We start from the raw sequence: 18,976 nt of genomic DNA, 5'->3' as shown, positions 1-18,976 counted from the left end.
AATATGGTACAAGCTTGAATGCGAGGTTGACGCAGCGGCCTGGCTTAGACTTCTACTTTTTTACCGAACAGCGCAGTACGGGTTTCTTCGTCGTTCAGTACTTTTTGCCAAGGATCTTCTACCTGGGCGAGTGCCAGATTGACACGTTCTACCAGCTGTTGGCGGTTATTTTCGTCTTCCAGAATCGCTGCTTTGATAGTATCCAGTCCCATGCGCTCTACCCACTCCGAAGTACGTTCCAGGTATTTACCTGTCTCCCGGTAGTATTGGATAATAGCGCCGCACAGATCGATCAGCTCCTGATCCGTTTTGACTTTGCAGAACGAATCAGCCAGACGAGCCTTGATCCCGCCGTTACCACCGATGAAGATCTCCCATCCGCCGTCATTGCCGACGATACCAATATCTTTGGTGCACGATTCAGCACAGTTACGCGGGCAGCCATTAACCGCCATTTTGAATTTGGCCGGGAAGTCCAGACGCTCGAAACGCTGTTCCAGCGATGCGCCCATACCCATCGAATCCTGGGTACCAAAGCGGCAGAACTGCGAGCCGACACAGGTTTTGACGGTACGCAGCGATTTGGCGTAAGCATAACCCGATGGCATATCAAGTTCTTCCCATACTTTTGGCAGATCTTCCTTCTCGACTCCGATCAGGTCAATCCGTTGTCCGCCGGTCATTTTGACGGCTTTGACATTATATTTAACCGATACATCGGCGATTTTTTTGAGATCTTCCGGTGTAGTTACACCACCGTACATCCGTGGTACTACGGTGTAAGTTCCATCTTTTTGGATATTGGCGTTCATACGCTCGTTGACAAAACGGGACGATTTCTCATCCTGGTATTCTACCGGATAGATCATGCCGAGGTAGTAGTTGATCGCAGGACGGCACTTCGAGCAGCCTTCCGGATTATGCCATTCCATCACGTTCATAACTTCTTTGACAGTTCTCAGCCCTTTTTCGCGGATAGCTGCGACGACTTCATCACGACTGTGGGTAGTACATCCGCACATGCCCTGACTCGAAGCGACTGCTGCACCATCACCGAGTACATATTGCAGAATCTGCTCGACTACCGGTTTACAACCACCACACGAACGGGTCGCTCCGGTGCAGGCTTTGATTTCTTCGACGCTGGTCAATCCTTTATCCTGAATAGCACTAACGATATCCAGCTTGGTAACACCGTTACATCCGCAGACGATTTCATCATTGGCCATCGTTTCAACCGAAGCTTTTTTCTTGCTGTGGCTGCATCCGCCGGTACCCATCAGTTCGGCGTACAATTCATCGGTCATCGGTGCGCCATCACGGATCAGCTTTTGCAGCTGGGCCGAGTCATTGATATCGCCGAACAATACGGCACCAACGATAATATTGTCCTGTAAAATAATTTTTTTATAGGTTTTCTTCCAGTCATCACGTGCAGTGATCACGGATTGATGTTCATTTTCGATAAATACGCCTGCCGAGAATACATCAACGCCCGAAATTTTCAGCTTGGTCGATACGGTCGAACCTTCATAAGGCTGGCATTCGCTGCCACAGATATGCTTGGCAAGTACCATCCCTTGTTCAAACAGCGGCGCTACCAGACCATAACAGGTATCACGGTGTTGTACGCATTCACCGACGGCATAGACATTGTCCATCGAGGTACGCAGATAGTCATCCACGAGGATACCACGCGCCGCTTCGATACCGCTGTTTTTTGCCACTTCGATGTTCGGACGAATACCGGCTGCCATGACGACAAAGTCAGCCTGCAGCGTCGAGCCATCCTTGAACAGCAGGCGTTCGACACGTTCGCCGCCCTGCAGCTCGGCTGTCTGTGCGCCCATGCGGAATTTGATGCCCTGGCTCTCGAGTTCCTTTTTCAGCATGGCTGCCGCTACGGAATCGAGCTGACGTTCCATCAGATCGTTCATCAGATGAACCACAGTTACATCCATGCCCAGACTGACCAGACCTTTGGCGGCTTCGAGACCGAGCAGACCACCACCGATAACCGCTGCGGTACGATAGTTTTTGGCTGCTTCCAGCATCTGATGACAGTCCGCGATATCACGGAATCCGACAACACCCTGCTTTTCGTGACCGGGAATAGGCAGGATCAGCGACTTGGAACCAGTAGCGATAATGACTTTGTCATAAGGGATCTGCATGCCGTTATCGGTTACGACCATGTGTGTGTCCGAATCGATAGCGGTCACTGTTACACCGGTATGCAGTGTAATCTGATTCTCTTCATACCATTCATGGCTGTTCAGTACGATATCGTCAATCGTCTGACTGCCTTCCAGTACATAAGAGAGCATGATCCGGTTGTAGTTAGGATGTGGCTCACTGCCGATGACTGTAATGTCGTAGGCACCGCCCAATTTGATAATCTGCTCCAGTGTTGCTACCCCTGCCATCCCGTTTCCTATCAGTACCAAGCGTTCGCGTGTTGTGTTCATATGGATTCCTCCTGTGTTCTCTGTTGTCTCTTTATCGATCAGCCTATCCAGCTCAAATGGATATTACTTCCATATCATGTTATCATTTTCACAATCTTTATTATTTAAAATTAAATGTTTTCTTATGTTCTCAGTATACCTACGATGTCAGCTTTCAGATGTGACATAGATCACAATGATTTAAATTTAATGCAATTTTTTAGGATTTATTTGTCGAATGATTGTGAGCTCACCGTCAGACAAAACCTGTTTTAAAAAAATCCAATAATTGGATATTGACTCTTTTTCAATATAGCTCATGAATTTTCATAAACGAGTGATTACAATCACACATAATCCAAAATTACTGTGACACCCCTATGTCATCATAGCCGCAGCCAAAAGAAAAACACCTCTCCAATCGGAGAAGTGTTTTTCCTTGATAATATGATTCGATTGATATGATTCGATGCTATGCGTCACCAGCTGCTGAACGGTTGAAAAGATACGCCGTTTACTGCTGCTTTTCTTGTTCCTGCATAAACTCGCGGATTTTCTTCATATAATCCGGTGCATCCATCGGATCGCCCGCGATCATCTCGATTAGACAGAGACGATGCTGCTGCTCTTGTTCGGCCTGGCGAATCGCTTCATCCAGTTCTCCATTTGTTGTCACACGGGCAGTATAGGCTTCTCTGCCAAAGGTGCTGATCAGCTGCGTATAATTCCAGACGGGAATTTCATTATACGTCTGCTTGGCTACTTCCTCTTTGACATTCAGGTATTTCTCGATCGTATAGCCACCATTATTCAGGACGAAAATAATCGGCTTGCAGCCGTATTCCAGCATGGAACTCAGCTCTTGCACGGTCAGCTGCATGGATCCTTCTCCCGTAAATAACAGCACCCGGCGATCCGGAGCTGCTATACTCGCCCCAAATGTAGAAGGTGTCGCGTACCCGATACTTTGCCAGCCGCCCTGACCGATATACATCGCCTGATGCGGCAAACGCAGCTGGGACATTCCGTAGAACAACGTACCTGTCTCGGTAATAACGATATCGTTCTCCTGGATCATCTGCTGAAAACGTGGATAGTAATAGCTTGTATTCAGCGGTTCCTCCAGCTGACCCTTCTGCTCGTCATAAGGGAATGACATCTCTGGCACAGATGACATGCTCATCCAGCCCAGCTCGATCAGCGCACTAATCATATCCTCACCACGAATATTCTGGTAGACGGCTTCTCCGATCATGACCGATTGCGGCTGAATATTGATGACTTTGTTCATATCGAGTTGAGCTGTGAAATTAGCGGTATTCGTATCCGACCAGATCAGTCCGAGAGCAATCACGGTATCCGCATTCTCAACCGTCTCCGTCACTTCCTGATTGCCAAAAGCACCGCTGTACATACCGATATAGCGGGCATGACTCTCGTCGAATCCGCTTTTGCCCATCATTGTGGAAGCAGCCGGAATATTAAGAGCTTCGGCGAGCTGACGTGCAGGCTCCTGCCAACGCTGACGCAATACGGTGCTGTCGGACAGCAATACCGCGTTTTCCGAAGCTTCCAGCAGCTGGCGGGCATGGTTGATCGCAGCCTGTAGAGACGATTCGCTTGTTTTCAGCGGCTGCTGCTCGGCAGTATGCTGCAGCACTTGCTGGGTAACCAGATCAATCGCGACCATCAGATAGACCGGTTTGCCGGTCGTTTTGGCAATATGAATCGCCTGTGGAATCTCGAACATCGCATTCTCCGGGGTAAGAACCGTCGTGTAGGCCGTAATCGGCTCATATACCCGACGGAACACGTCGTAGTCTCCATCGAGCAGCGTGTGGTGCATCAGCTTTTTGCCCTGCTGCGCTTGCATTTTGGGCGTGCCGACGATATGGATGATCGGTACATTCTCACTGTAGGCACCTGCGATGGCATTGCAGGCACTCATTTCACCTACACCAAAGGTCGTAATCATCGCCGCGATTCCTTTGATCCGCGCGTAACCGTCTGCGGCATAACCAGCATTCAGTTCATTGCGCGCTGGAACAAAGCCGATACCTTCATATTTCTCCAAAGTATCCAGTAGCGTAAAATTATAGTCTCCGGGTACGCCGAATATCTCGGTAATACCCTCCTGCTGCAAGCTGTCCAGCAGATAATTCCCCAGTGTGGTGCCTGTTTGTGTCAGTGTACTCATTATGATCTCCTCTCGTTTTCACAGATTCCTCGTCCATCGTATCGTTACCGCGACGGATGCATTCTTTATAGTATTACCCGTTTGCGGAAATATATATTGGGAAAATGTCGATTGGAGTAAATCGCAGGTTACAACCATGATAGAATCGGCAGTTTAGAAGCGGAAAATTAGAAGGGATGTGACGATGAGAATCGAGAACAGCGTTGGCTAACTTTTGAAAGGATAATGTCGGGATATCCTGATGACCTGCTGATTCTCAATTTTCTTTTAATGAAGTGCATATTATAAAGTGAGAAAAGGCATAATTCAAATAAAAAAAGCCGCTTATGGAAAGCGACCTCTCACACCAATATATATGGAGCTTCGGCTTCGGCTTCGGCTTCGGCTTCGGCTTCGGCTTCGGCTTCGGCTTCGGCTTCGGCTTCGGCTTCGGCTTCGGCTTCGGCTTCGGCTTCGGCTTCGGCTTCGGCTTCGGCTTCGGCTTCGGCTTCGGCTTCGGCTTCGGCTTCGGCTTCGGCTTCGGCTTCGGCTTCGGCTTCGGCTTCGGCTTCAAAATGGTAATCCGTACTGGCTTTATTTACAAATACTTTTATACCGGATAGAGCAATTATTTGTTGCTGTCATTTGATTCTGCTGTTAGCAACGCCGCACAGGTATGTTCGTCGAACACTTCGATGCCGCTGCGCCGGAACAGTGCCGCAGTCAGACCGGAACCGACAATTTTATTTCCAGTAAAGGTACCGTCATATATCATTCGGCTTCCGCAGGAAGGACTGTTGGCTTTGAGAACGGCGACGGTGATGCCTGCTTGTCTGGCTTGCTCCAGAGCCAACTGTGCGCCCTGCTTGAAGGCATCTGTTACATCTTCGCCGGACACTGTCATGACACGGGCTGCTCCCCTCCATACGTCCTCTGCTGTACCGCCGACAATCTCTGCCGGCTCTCTTGGCGTACTCATACCTCCCAGCACTTCCGGACAGAAAGCCACGGCTCGCCCGGAAGTTACCATATCATCCAGCGGACTGACCCGGTTGCTTTTGCCATCGTAACGGCAGGCAATTCCAGTGAGACAAGCACTAATTCCAATCATTGGTATTCTCCTCCTATATACAGCTTGGCGTCCTGATGTAACAGCAGGCTATTGGACCTCGAAATTTTGCCGTGTTTCTCTACATTTCTTCAATCGTGTCTTTCTAGATTTCTTCAAACGAATCCGTCACTTTCTCCTCGAAATTCTCTTCAAACTGTTCTTCCATACGCTGTTCATCTGCTATCGTCTGAATATCTTCCGAGCTAATGCTGATATACCGGTAGCCTTCGTTTTGCTGCCTTTGGAGTGCCTCTTCTTTGAAAAAGCGCGGGCTCCCTTCGCCAGCATCCTCATCGTAAACCAGCAGAATCCCGTCTGTTTTGCGGAACAGCAATTCATCCCGTGCCTTGAACTGCCAGATGCCCTGATACGGCTGGTTGCTGACAATGCCATGGAAATCGATGCCTTTGAGAATCTCGTTATAGTATTCTTTCTTGTCGTCACTCCACCGCTCTTCTGCATTTGCAAAAGCAGACAAAATGGACACCTGCAGCTGTGGATACTGCTGCTTCAGCTCGATAGCCACTTCACATGTCCACAGATCCACACCATACTGACCGGGAGTGATCACCCATTCCACTCCTTCTTCGATCAGCGGGATCAGCTTGCTGCGGATCGCCTGCTGGATATAGACAATGCCTTCATGCTTTTGCCCGAAAATATTCAGCTCATGCGCACGGTAGCCAGTGACCAGTAAGTTCTTCATATGCCGTGTTCCTCCGCTTCCGTCATTCTTCTGTACTATCATACCACAGGTGGATATGGACAAAATAAAGAACCAGTTCAATGATGCTGAACTGGTTCTCAGGGGAAATCTGCTTATGCAGCTATTAGGTTCCCATTTTTTTGCGTTGGTTGTTTACCTTTTTTGTCATCTGGCTTTTCATCTTTTGGCCGCCGCTTGCAGTCTGACCACCCGGGCCTTTGCCCTGGTTGTTTTGTTTCTTTTGTGCCAGCAGTCTTTTGGCTGCTTCTGCCTGGCTCAGTTTCTTCGCCTCTACGGATTGCTCGCCGGAGGGCTGGGATGGTTGTTCTGTAGTCATTGTACTCACCTCAGCTAGATGATAACACACCGTACGCAGCAACTCTACAGCTACTTTTGGTTAGTGGCTATTACAAAGACAAGACAGGTACCGTCGGAACGGAATAGAGCGGGAATAGAATTGATCTATTCCCGCTCTATCGCTTTTCACATGGCTGAAGGGTTCAGCAGATACACCTGCTGCTTCTCGGTATCAAGTGCTGCCAGTATCGAACCCTGACCAGCTGGAGACAGAAAGCGGCTGCGTTCTGTTCCGCCGACAATCATTTCCGGTCGCAGATGATAGTCATGCTGGGTATACCGGGACAGTTCAGCCACTAGCGGCTGTCCAAACTCCTGTGCAGTCAGGCGATCCAGCAGCAGAGGATCAGCAGAAGGGGCCTGATTATCGGTCAGTTCGGTGATTCGGCGTAATTCACCAGTCCGCTGATAATGTGTCTTCGTATACAGATAGCTATAAATTGCCTCCGCATAGCGGCGAGAATCAAAGGTAGCGATACTGTTCAGCGCCACCTGTACATTGGCTCCATAATCGGCAGCGCTAATATGTTCATGCAAATAATATTCGCTGTTCCGGTTAAAGTCTTCCAATAGCCATCCGTACACTTCGGAGACGTTATGGTAATCGCCAAAAGCGGCCGGATCAGCCAGATACCGATAACGGCCTTCATTGTAATCAAATCCGTGAATAACATCTTCTGCATAAGGACGAGGGGATATGCAAGACAGCCCCTCGGTGCCGAATAGATGGATGGTATACGCCTGCTGGTTTTCCAGATGCTCGTGTGTAAATGACATCAGCGGCAGAAAATAACAGGATAACGCCGGATTATCCAGCACCTCGGCAGGCTCGGGATAGAGCTGCACGGCAGGGCTGGTGTTTGATGGGTTCAGAGAAATCATAATCGTTCCACTCCTTATCCGCTGCAGGTGTATAGACTCAGCCGTTACCGCCCTGGAATGAAGGATATTTGGTCATACCGCCGTCTGCAAAGATAGTAATGCCGGTCACATAGCTCGCTTCCGATGAAGCCAGCCATGCGGCAACAGCAGCAATCTCTTCCGGCTTGCCGATATAACCCATAGGAATAAGCTTTTCGACTTTCTCTTTTTCTTTGGGATCAGAGAACTTCTCTGCATTGATCGGTGTGTTGATCGCTCCCGGCCCGATCGAATTGACCCGGATACCGTTAGGCGCATATTCCATCGCCAGGGTTTGGGTCATCATTTTCACGCCGCCCTTACTGGCCGTATAATGTACAAAATGCGGCCATGGAATAATCTCGTGCACACTCGACATGTTGATGACGCTGCCTTTGATATTGTGCTTGAGCATATATTTGATCGCTTCACGGCTGCCCAGAAAAGCGCCGGTCAAGTTAACGTTAATGACTTTGTTCCAATCGTCCAGCGTCAGCTCATGCGACGGTACTTCGTTCTCCATACCGGCATTATTGATCATAATATCCATACTGCCAAAATGATCATGTGCTGCTTGGATGACCTTTTCCACATCTTCTTCCTTGGACATATCGCCTTGCAGATCAATCGCTTGTCCGCCCGCTTCCTTGATCTTCTGGATCGTCTCTTCTACACCATCATGATTACTGTGATAATTGATTACCACATTGGCCTTTTCCTGTCCAAAACGCAGGGCGATAGCCTGCCCGATTCCTGTTGCTGCGCCGGTCACAATGACTGTTTTGCCTTCCAGATCCGGATACATGATATTGCCTCCTCTATGTGTAATTGTTCTTTGTCAGCCGTATTTGGCATATTAACGTCTGTTGCACTGCCTGTTATTCGCAAGTTATGTGCACTTGTTGATGCGGAACAGGCTAGCAGTATACAAAGAATCGTTACACTTAAATGAGGACGAATAAACATCCCGGTTGCATTTAGCTGCTATTTTGAGGAGTGTACTAAGGAATACAAAGAAAGACCGCTGCTGCGGACAGCTGCTTATGTGTCCATCTTTATACCCAGTCGTGTGACCAGCTCGTTCAGATCCTGCCCTTTCAGTGCGCCTTCGACAAGCGAAGGCAGCAGAGCAGGAGTACAGGCAAAACTCGGCGTACCATCCCGAGTCAATTGACGGGCAAGCTGCTTGTCGTAAAACGGCTTGCCTTCATCGGACAAAGCCAGCAGGCACAGTGTTTTGACACCGGATTCGCGCATTTCACGCATTCTGCGTACCAGCCGGGCCTGACTGCCTCCTTCATACAGATCGGAGATCAGTATAAACAGCGTTTTCTTTGGCTCCTCGATAAATTCTTCGCAATAGGCGACCGATTTGTCAATATTGGTGCCGCCTCCCAGCTGGATACCAAACAGCATATCTACCGGATCATTGGCGCATTGTTCTGTCAGATCGACTACCGAAGTATCAAAAGCGACTACACGTGTATCCAGAGCCGGCATACTGGCGAAGATCGAAGCTGTTACCGAAGCCCAGATAATAGATTCCGCCATAGAGCCGCTTTGATCAATATCCACGATAACTTTCCATTCATGACTGCGGCGTGCCCGGTCAAAATAGTAAAACTTCTCCGGGATGATCTGCCCGCGTGTACGATCATAGTGCTTGAGATTGCGCTGAATGGTTCTTTTCCAGTCTATGCCAGATAGGGAAGGGAGCGGCGAATGCTGACGACGGTTCAATGCGCCTGTTACGGCACGGCGGATATCCTGTTCCAGTCGACGTACGAGATCATCCACTACCGCCTGAATCAGCTGTCTGGCGGTTTCTTTGGTCTTCTCGGGAATTTTGCCCTTTAGCGCCATCAATGTACCCACCATCGTTATATCCGGCTTGACCTGGGATAATACTTCAGGCTCGAACAGCAGCTGCTTCCATCCTTTGCGTTCCATCGCATCGTTCTGAATAATAGACACAATATCTTCGGGGAAGAAGTTGCGTACATCCCCCAGCCATCTGGATAGTCGAGGAGCAGACTGTCCATTGCCGGCTCCTCGGCCTCCTGCGCCGCCTCCCTGACCGCTGCTACCACTGCCACCGCCTGTATCATCATAAATAGCAGCCAGTGCTTCATCCATAATCCGTTCATCTGCTGTCAGTGCTCCACAGCCTTCCTGGCTAAAAGAATCCAGCTGTTGCTCTGCTTCAGCGCCCAGAATCAGTCGCCAGCGCGACAGATGTTTTCCCATATCCGGAGAATTCTCAGTCATCGGTTTCACTCCTTTCCTGTCTTGCTTATTGATCTGTCTGGGTTTATCTGTATTTTTATCTATGATGCTTTGCATGTACCGCTAGTTTTCTATATTTACGTTCTTTGTTTTTTTATATCTACATTCTATTGTTGTTTTACATACTACTAGTATTTTATTTTCCACTTCCACTTCTACTTCTACTTCTACTTCGTTATTTAAAAATCATCGAAATCAAAATCATTCAGATCATCGATCATTTTGGTTTCTTCCGCCTTCAGTTCTTCAGTGAGCACTTCGGCCACCTGTTCGGCATGAACACCCCAGATTTCGCCGAGCAGCTCGGCAATCATATTTTTCTCGTGCGGGGCAAATGTACTGAATGCACGGCGAAGAAATACAAGCGCACGAACAAAATCCTCATGCTCCAGCGCGTCAATATAGTCACTGAGCTGTTCCCAGAGACTGATTCGCGACAGCAGCATATAGCGATTGCGCTGGGACAAGCCTTCGAACCATCCGGCGCCGAGTTCTGCCGGAACGCCTGGTGACAGACGTCGTGATACTTCGGCAGCAGCCTGGGCGGCATCCAGTACATTGCGCTCCATTAGTAGGGAGCAGGCAAATCCGGATAATTTGGCATTGAGATCATCCCTGCTCATCAGCTGCTGCAGTTCATGCAGCCATAATGCCTCGTCCACTTCTTCATTATGATCCAGTGAAATGGTATTCAATTCATGAATCGCGCTCATCATCTCGGCTGCCACTTCATCCTGGCACTGGCTGTTATCGGTCAGGAACAGACAGGCACGCATAAACAGCTGCTCCAGCAGCGGGACTAGCGGCCCTGTCTGCACGCGGCGAATATCGCCATATTGTATAATGGTCGACAATCCTTTGGCAGCAGAAGCAATCTGGATCACATCCTGATTATCTACTGCGAGACGCTGCAGGGTCTGCCGGGCATTCTCCAGCTGGGTGACCATTCCGCATTCACAGGCAGTTACAATCAGCCGGGATGCTTCGTCGATCGTCGTACAAGCTTCCAGTTTTTGCTGGAGTACATAAGCAGCTGCCACTTCGACCGTTTCTCCGAGCAGTGTCGATTCCACGACCTGAATCTCGGCTTCGGGAGACCACTGCAATATCCACTGTTCTGCCCAGGAAGCCTGTTCCTGTCCGCTGCTCTTGAGCCGGGCAAATCCTATTCCAAGCAGCTTCAAACGATGCAGCAAAAAGGAACGATTCAGATCCAGATAAGCCGCAGCTTCTGTACGCACACGCCGGTTTTCTCGCAAATCCAGTACCAGTTCGGTGGCTACTGTCGTTTTGTATTTGGCAAGCTTCAGCTCCTTGAACAGCCGGTTCAGATCATCCTGGATCGGTGTTTGGCTGACTCCCTCGGCCAAATAACCGATTGAGGTACCTACATTGATATGCGCCAGTGATTCGGCTACAACAGCCAGGTCACCATGCCCGAGCAACGTCTGAGCAGCATCACGCAAATCACGCAGCACCGGCGAACTGCCATGATGCAGGGCAGCCAGCGAACGTGCCATCCGTACCGCTTCAATCACTTCGGCTGTCGATCGGTGGGTCCCCGACTGGCGCAGATGGCGTGCCACCGATGATAAATAAAGATGAGGCAGTTCATCCAGCGCACCAAGCTTCATCTGCTGCCACATCAGCTCATAATAATAAGGCGCCTGGTTGCCAGCTCCATAACCCGACATCGACGACAAACGATAATACGAATACGGCATCAATGTCAGACGGGTAGGCCGCTGCGGCAGAGTCTTCATTTCCTCATCCGTCATTATATGAACCGATGTACGCAGAGCGGCTGCATGATAGGCTCCGCAAATGACCAGAATACGATTGGGCTGATGCCCCTGCTGTATGGCATCCTGTATTTTGCGGCACATGTAAGCTTCACGAACAGCATTATAGGCATACTCTACCGTTGCATGGATCTTCTCCTGCTCTTCGGTCAGTTCCCGCATCTGTTCGGAAAAAGCCAGAATCGCTTCGCGATAAGCATCCGGATTCAGATTATGCTCGTAGCTGCGCTCCCAGTACATCTCATAGTCATCCTCGCCAGCCAGCTGGGCTATTTTGTTGTACAGGGAACCCTGCTGTTGATCAGAGAAAATCGCCTCTTTTTCTTCCCGTGTTAACAGCTCTATTTGTTCATCCGGCTCGTTGACAGCCGGAGTATCGACAGTAGTAGGACGCTCCTGCTGTCTCGCCAGATCGCGCTGTTCCTGCAGCGCAATCATGACCAAAGAAGGCAAATCGATAAAAGAAGCTTCCGCGCTATGTTCAGCCGCCCATTTCATCGCCTGATATTCGGGTGAATATTCTGCCAATGGCCACAGAGCGGTTCGTACCGGCAGTTCTGCCGTAAAAGCCAGTATAGCTACCGGTGGACGCGTTTGGCGGTGAACCAGATGCCGGATTTCAGGTGTAGCGTCTGCCGGTCCTTCAATCAATACCGCTGTGGGCTGGATACGATCCAGCTCACTGAGCAGATGCATGGCACCGCCGGGGGACAAATGGCGGACGCCAAAAATATGAACTCCATTACCGTGGCCGGCACTCACTGATTGATCTCCTTGCAGGCATGATACAATCCCTGCCACTGTGCACCGCGTTTCTTCATTACATTATCCAGGTATTCTTTCCAGACGATCCGGTCTTTGTCATCGTCTTTGACGATAGCCCCCTGAAGACCGGCGGCCAGATCTTCATCCGTTAATTCACCACTGCCAAAGCTGGCAGCCAGAGCCATGCTATTGGTTAATAGGGAGATCGCTTCCGCTGTCGAGATAACGCCTGCTGGTGATTTCAGCTTGTCCTTTTTATCCAGTGTCATACCGCTGCGCAGCTCCCGGAAAATGGTGACTACTTTGTGTAGTGCCTCTTCTGCCGGAACAGCAGCCTGCAGATCGTATGCCGAAGCAATTTCGCCCACACGTTTTCTGACAATTTCAATCTCAGTCTCAATACTGTCTGGCGCAGGCAGTACGATAATATTAAAGCGGCGCTTGAGCGCAGCCGACATTTCGTTCACTCCGCGATCTCTTGTATTGGCGGTGGCAATAATGGAGAATCCTTTGCGGGCATTCATTTCCTTGCCCAGTTCGGGCACAGAGATCGTCTTCTCTGACAGGATAGAGATCAGCGCATCCTGCACTTCGGAAGCACAGCGTGAAATTTCCTCAAAACGAGCAATCCCGCCCGCTTCCATCGCCCGCATGATCGGGCTCTGCACCAGCGCTTCCGGTGTAGGACCATTCGCCAGCAGCATCGCATAATTCCACGAATAGCGTACATGTTCCTCGGTTGTGCCTGCTGTTCCCTGCACGACCAGCCCGGAATGTCCGTAAATAGCTGCTGTCAGATTCTCCGATAACCAGGACTTGGCCGTACCCGGTTCACCGATCAGCAGCAGGGCACGATCGGTCACCAGTGTAGCGATTGCCATCTCTACCAGTCTGCGATTACCGATATATTTGGGAGTAATCTCGGTATTACCAGCTTTGCCACCGATAATAAAGGTCAATACTGCCTGCGGTGACATTTGCCATCCGGCAGGAACTCTCCCTGTATCATTTTGGCGCAGCGCTTCCAGTTCATGGGCATACAGCTGTTCAGCCGACTGCCTCAGTACCTCGTGCAGTGATTCCTGATTACTCATGCTCTCATCCCTTTCAATGTATTAATCACATACTCTATCTGTCCGGCCGCTTCATAGCGGAATCTGGAGCCTGATTTGTTGTCTTCTGGCGTCAGCAGAGCTTCCAGACGTTCAATATCTTCTACCGGGAATTCCAGCAGCGAACGTACAATATACGGATCCAGCGTGTACATGCTGGTATTGCGCTTGTCATCTAGCGCTGTCCATAGCAGCTCTCGTTTTTCGGCTTTGGAAATGCCGCTTCGATCAAGCCCTTGCAGAATCAGCGGTGCCCAGCGGTTGCGGAATTCGGGGTTCTTTTTTAATTTGCCGATCAGATAGGTCTGGATATCCGGCATATCCGAACGTAACAATGCTGCTACCAGCTCCGAATCGTCTATTTTGACAGCCCAATCCACCCATCGTATATCCCATTGCTGTTCTACCTGCTCCAGCGGAATCAGCCGCAGAGTATACGCCAGACGTTCTTCCGAAGGATCATAAGCTGTCCCAATAACTGGTTCCATCGCATCATGAATCAACAGGCTATATAGTGCTTTCCGTAGTTTGGGAAGCCGCGCTTTGCGTTTTTTGGATACTACACCCGCCTGGAGCAGACCTTCTTTGCCTACATAGCGTTCATATAGCTCTGCAGGCGACAGCAGCCGGTACGCCATCCGAAACGCATAGGGTAGATAATTATCACTGTAATCTTCCAATTGGAACATTAATGGCAACATCTCACGCTCTCCATGCTCCTCAACATAAGAGACGACCTGATTCATCAGCATGTACCATCGATCCTGGGCAAATTGGCTGTAATGATTCAGAATCAGGTAATATAATTTGTTGAGCAGTGCATGATCCGACAAACAAAACAGCGATACATACGCTTCAATCCGCATCTGCAGCTTGTCCAGCTGCTTTTCCTCCTGCTCTGTCAGTACCTGCTCTACATCTTTCCAATAATCCAGCAGCAGCTTTTCGGTTAGCTCTCCGGCCATTTCTTCTCTCAGCGCGGCGGTGACCAGTTCGATATCTTTGCTGTGAAATGCATGATACAGACACTCCATCGCATCCTGGGAACGACTGCCGGCTAAGGCTGCATAGGCTGCTTCACGAATACTTTTCTTTTTGTCGCGAGTCCAGCGGATCAGGGATGGCGTATATTCTTCATGCCCTCTCAGCATGGCTATCGCCGTGGTTCGTACTTCTTCCGAACCGGATTCTGCCGCTTCGGCATACAATTCCATATAATCTGTGCCGCCTATCCGATAGATAACTTTGAGCTTGCGCGCTTCCAGCCGTCCTCCGGATCGATCAAAGTGCTCCAGCATATAAGGAATAATAGGCGCACCATAAGACGGCAAAATCTGCTCGGCAGCCATGTCGGCAATTTCGACATAGACATCATTTAGCGCTCCAATTGCCAGCGGCAGGGTACGCAGATCCTGGAAAATGCCTGCTGCAAATGCTTCTTTTACAATTTCATGGCGTCCACCGCCTGTTGTCGTGAGTGCCTGCTGCAGCGGAGCGATTTTGCGATATGTATAAGTGGTCGTCAACGACGCTGGACGTGAGGTTACAGGCTGCAGTTCGCCTGCCGCTGTCGTGCTGCCCTGGGTACGCAGTACGGAAAACAGCAGCAGTGCAAGACGCTGCAGCTTGATGGCCGAGGCAGATTCCTGCCCAGCGGCAGCCAGCGGCTGGATCAGCTCCCGGATTCCTTCGGCAATCTTTTGAAATACCGCAGCCCGCTCTCCAAGCTGCTCTACACGTGGCAGCAGCTTCTGGAGACGAAAATCCCCGGCTGACAGCTCACTGCCTGCAATATATAAACGCCGTACTTCCTGATACACTTCCTGTAATAAAGCTGTACTCATAAGTTCCCCTCCTGTTCTTCTCAGTATAAAAGTCTGACAATCGCATGATTCGTCACAATAGACAGCGGCTGCAGTACCAGCTCGCCGGTATCCATACGATGCTCAAAAATGCCCAATACAGCTACATCGTGCAGCTGCTCTGCAGGCAGGAAAGAAAGCAGCTGTACTGTATCCGGGTATACACCGCCCACAGCATCCAGCACCAGATGTTGTCCATTGCCATCCGTAATCGCGTATTTTCCACTCGACGTGCTGCAAATCTCCGCTGCATAAATCAATACGGCCGGATGCTCATCGGCAAGCGGATTTTTGAGCTGGTTTTTGACCTGTTTGACTACATCGGCATACGAACGCTGAGCCTGTCCATGTACATTTTGGATATCCCCGGGCTCCACCATTCGGGTCGTCATTCCATCCCAGCGTATACGGGGATTGAGATCGCCCGGATATTGATACAGCGCGGGTACAGCAGCAATCTCCATAAAGCTGTCTTCTTCCCTCAGATGCTTGGCTGCACGGTAAGGACGATACTGCAGAGTACGATAAATATGGGAAGTGCCCATCTCCATCCAGTATCCCAGATCAATATATTCCTGACGGCCGGGGTCGTCATAGCTGATAAAAGACAGCTGGATCAGTTCCGCCTGTTCGCTCATTTTGCCGTATTCCTGAAGTTCGCTCAGCTGCCACGCATGTCCCAGCCATTCTTCGATGGTAGATTCCGCATCCAGTGCCAGCTCCGGATCATCCAGCTTGGCTTGCAGATGGCGCCGGCCTTTTTGAATAAGCGCATGCAGGCGGGTCATCTGGGCAATAATATATGTATAATGCTGCTCACGGTTATTTTTTTCGGCCAGCAGCAGAGCCAGTCGGCGCAGCTCGTTTTGGGCTCCGGTCAAATAATAATTGCCAATCTGCTTGACCTGTTCATTGATACTTTTGACGGTTTTGGCATCCATCGTGCCCAGACCATCACGAATCAGCGTCAACAGCAGCTTTTCGAGAGCATCCAGCCCTTCCAGCTGCGCCTGTACTTTTTTCTTCAGCGCATTTTTGCTGGTCGTTTTCTTTTTGGCGGCTTTGGCAGGGTCCTCCTGCTGGGCTGCGGCCTGTATCTGTTTTTCTTCGCGTTTCTCTATCTTTTCCCGTTTGGAAGCAATGTCTTCCGGCACTTCGGCAATAGCAAATGTTTCGCCTGCTGCATACGCATATAAGATCGCCAGCGCATGCTTGCAAGGAAACTGACGGCTCGGGCAGCTGCAGCGCGTAACCGGTTTGTCAGGCTGAATAAAGTCGGCCGAGCATACATAATTGCTTTTGCCGCTGCCTGCGCATTCGCCAAATAGCAGCGTATCGTCTTGTGTCCGGTTAAGCTGTACCAGCTTTCTTTTTTGAATCAGTCCTTTGGCATTTTTGATTGCCGCTGCGTTCGGTGCCAGTCCGTCTATGTAAGCTTCCGTAAGTTCCAATCCCATAAAAAGACCTCCCTGATCTGTCGCGTAATTCTGCCCATCTATAAATAGGGGCTTGTTACACGAATCTTCATTTTCATTTTAGAACAAGTGTTCGTATTTTTGAAGGGGTATTTTGTCCTATTATTATTGTATGTTATGTTCACGCATAAACTGCAGCAGCCGAACCAGGAAACTTCCATTTCCTTCCTTAGGTTCTTCTTGTTCATAAACGACAGCCACTTCTCTGCCATAGGCATAATTGAATCGCACATACCCATTCAATGAGCGGAAAAACAGCAGTCCGCTATATGGATTATTGATGATCAAATCCGGTTTCATGATTTCTGCACATTGATGGGCAATGTCTGCCAGAGGATTCGTTTCCCTGCCGGATACAGTACCTTCTGCTTCGTCTGTCTGCTCGTTCGGCATGGCTTCCTGTGTACCGAGCATCAGGAACAGATGCTGCTGACGATCATTCCACGGTTCAAAATAACGCTCCGTCTCCGCAAGATCCAGCGAACCATAAGCTGCTTCTATCCATGTCTCCATACACTCTATCCATGACTGCTCGCCGCAGCTGCGCCGCTCGATGATCTCTGAATGCCGGGGCAGCCAGATCAAGGACTCTACCTGTGGGTGCAATGCTACAAAATCACCATCGATCGTTGTAGCGATCACGATACATTCGGCCAGCTGTTCCCGTGTAATCGGGCTCTGCTCATCATGCTCCCACAGCTCGTATTCCACAAATTCCTGCAGACGCTCCCGATCGGGATATTCCACATTCAGCAGACCGCAGTAGGTTCCCTGTCCATACTGCTCCAGAAACTGTATATATGATGACGGCAGACTGATATTCCATTCTTGCTCCAGCAGTCGAAGCTGCTCTCCGGTTATCGTCTTTACATAATTGGATACCAAGTACATATGTAATTCCTCCTCCTGATTTCTTTCCCTTATCTAATCATGCTAGAGGATCAAAATGCAAAAAGGCATACATATTCGTCATATGTATGCCCTGGAGTACAGCCGATTCTGTGCTGCGATTTATTTGGTTACTGAATATGATTCCGTTTATCTGCCTGCATCATACCCTATGCTGCTGCCCGCAAGCCATTCTATCTATGCGCGATCTATACACGATCTATTCCATATACACGCGATGCATTCCATATAACAGGGAATAGGGAAAATTTCCTGTTACAGATTGGCATGGAACAGCTTGAGCGTCTGACGCAGATCCTGTACAGGCACCTGTCCCGGTGCGGACTCATTGCGCAGGGAACCGAATGTCAGCGCCGAACCGAATAATTCGCCTGCAATCCGGCTAACCATGCCTTTACCCGACATGGAGATAGTAATGATAGGATGATCGGTCTGCTCATGCATGGTGCAGGTAGCATCCAGCAGAGTCAGCACATCGCTGGTTTTCTGCGGCATCATGGATATTTTGGGAATATCCCCGCCAAGCTCCAGTGCTTTATGCATCCGGGACAGCAGTTCTTCCTTGGGCGGCGTCTGCTGGAAATCATGATTGGAAATAATCACATGCATATCGTTCTGATGCGCTATATCAATAATCGAACGAATACGATCTTCATTCATAAATAGTTCGATATCCACCAGATCTGCCTGGCCTGTAAGAATTACTTCCTCGTTCAGACGGAAATAAGTGTCTTCGTCCATATGCCGCTCTCCACCTTCACGGCTGGTGCGGAATGTAAAAATCAGCGGACGTGATGGCAAAATCGCCCGGATACTGTTGAGCGCTTCTTTGACTTTGCCGGTATCTTCCACATCTTCATAAAAATCAACGCGCCATTCGACTACGTCTACATCTGCCGCCTGCATCGCCAGCGCTTCCTGACGGATCTCCTCTATCGTTCTGCCAATAAGGGATACACAAATCTTCGGTATACCTTCTCCGATGCTTACATGCTTGGCAATTACAGGTTTGATTGTGTGAGTCATTTTCAACTACTCCTTTGTCTAGTCTATACCAGTTGAATGAAG

15 protein-coding genes are annotated in these 18,976 nt (G+C 49.6%); 1 reads left to right on the top strand and 14 read right to left on the bottom strand.

Annotated features, from left to right (window positions below; genetic code table 11):
* Positions 1–44: 44 nt before the first annotated feature.
* On the bottom strand, positions 45–2,468 hold the full coding sequence (gene nirB / locus AR543_RS06970) for a nitrite reductase large subunit NirB (protein ID WP_060533006.1): 2,424 nt from the start codon (positions 2,466–2,468) through the stop codon (positions 45–47).
* A 493-nt stretch (positions 2,469–2,961) separates the two neighbouring features.
* Entirely contained in the window at positions 2,962–4,644 is a 1,683-nt protein-coding gene (locus AR543_RS06965; protein ID WP_060533000.1) for an alpha-keto acid decarboxylase family protein, read from the bottom strand.
* A 326-nt stretch (positions 4,645–4,970) separates the two neighbouring features.
* On the opposite strand from AR543_RS06965, the gene AR543_RS24020 reads away from it, so the two are divergent.
* The gene (locus tag AR543_RS24020) at positions 4,971–5,246 is read left to right on the top strand and encodes a hypothetical protein (protein WP_060532998.1); all 276 of its coding nucleotides are present in this window, start codon (positions 4,971–4,973) and stop codon (positions 5,244–5,246) included.
* Between the two features lie 5 nt (positions 5,247–5,251).
* Here the strand turns inward: AR543_RS24020 and AR543_RS06955 are convergent, their stop codons facing one another.
* From AR543_RS06955 to aroD, 12 genes are all read right to left on the bottom strand, one after another.
* Complete coding sequence (locus tag AR543_RS06955; RefSeq protein ID WP_060532996.1) at positions 5,252–5,734, bottom strand: 2-thiouracil desulfurase family protein; 483 nt, start codon at positions 5,732–5,734, stop codon at positions 5,252–5,254.
* A 103-nt stretch (positions 5,735–5,837) separates the two neighbouring features.
* Positions 5,838–6,440, bottom strand: coding sequence for an SLOG family protein (locus tag AR543_RS06950; protein ID WP_060532995.1), 603 nt, complete (start codon positions 6,438–6,440; stop codon positions 5,838–5,840).
* A 124-nt stretch (positions 6,441–6,564) separates the two neighbouring features.
* Positions 6,565–6,777 (bottom strand): hypothetical protein, encoded by a 213-nt coding sequence (locus AR543_RS06945; RefSeq protein WP_060532993.1) that lies wholly within the window; start codon positions 6,775–6,777, stop codon positions 6,565–6,567.
* Positions 6,778–6,923: 146 nt separating this feature from the next.
* Positions 6,924–7,679: a hypothetical protein gene (locus AR543_RS06940; RefSeq protein WP_060532991.1), complete on the bottom strand. Its 756-nt coding sequence runs from the start codon at positions 7,677–7,679 to the stop codon at positions 6,924–6,926.
* A gap of 37 nt (positions 7,680–7,716) precedes the next feature.
* Positions 7,717–8,502: a glucose 1-dehydrogenase gene (locus AR543_RS06935; RefSeq protein WP_060532989.1), complete on the bottom strand. Its 786-nt coding sequence runs from the start codon at positions 8,500–8,502 to the stop codon at positions 7,717–7,719.
* 236 nt (positions 8,503–8,738) lie between these two features.
* Positions 8,739–9,965, bottom strand: a complete 1,227-nt coding sequence (locus tag AR543_RS06930; protein ID WP_060532988.1) for a VWA domain-containing protein — start codon at positions 9,963–9,965, stop codon at positions 8,739–8,741.
* Positions 9,966–10,162: 197 nt separating this feature from the next.
* Positions 10,163–12,481, bottom strand: a complete 2,319-nt coding sequence (locus tag AR543_RS06925; RefSeq protein ID WP_060536673.1) for a DUF5682 family protein — start codon at positions 12,479–12,481, stop codon at positions 10,163–10,165.
* Positions 12,482–12,543: 62 nt separating this feature from the next.
* Positions 12,544–13,644: an AAA family ATPase gene (locus tag AR543_RS06920; RefSeq protein WP_060532986.1), complete on the bottom strand. Its 1,101-nt coding sequence runs from the start codon at positions 13,642–13,644 to the stop codon at positions 12,544–12,546.
* A complete protein-coding gene (locus AR543_RS06915; RefSeq protein ID WP_060532984.1) occupies positions 13,641–15,506 on the bottom strand; it encodes a HEAT repeat domain-containing protein in 1,866 nt (621 codons plus the stop codon). Before AR543_RS06915 ends, AR543_RS06920 begins: the two co-directional genes overlap by 4 nt.
* 20 nt (positions 15,507–15,526) lie before the next feature.
* On the bottom strand, positions 15,527–16,981 hold the full coding sequence (locus AR543_RS06910; protein WP_060532982.1) for an SWIM zinc finger family protein: 1,455 nt from the start codon (positions 16,979–16,981) through the stop codon (positions 15,527–15,529).
* Between the two features lie 123 nt (positions 16,982–17,104).
* Positions 17,105–17,890, bottom strand: a complete 786-nt coding sequence (locus AR543_RS06905; protein ID WP_060532980.1) for an SMI1/KNR4 family protein — start codon at positions 17,888–17,890, stop codon at positions 17,105–17,107.
* 273 nt (positions 17,891–18,163) lie between these two features.
* On the bottom strand, positions 18,164–18,934 hold the full coding sequence (gene aroD / locus AR543_RS06900; RefSeq protein WP_060532978.1) for a type I 3-dehydroquinate dehydratase: 771 nt from the start codon (positions 18,932–18,934) through the stop codon (positions 18,164–18,166).
* Between the last annotated feature and the right edge of the window lie 42 nt (positions 18,935–18,976).

The sequence above is a fragment of the Paenibacillus bovis genome (genome assembly GCF_001421015.2).
GTDB classification, from domain to species: domain Bacteria; phylum Bacillota; class Bacilli; order Paenibacillales; family Paenibacillaceae; genus Saccharibacillus; species Saccharibacillus bovis.
The sequence above is the reverse complement of the archived record's forward strand: the minus strand, read 5'-3'. Positions and strand labels throughout refer to the sequence as shown.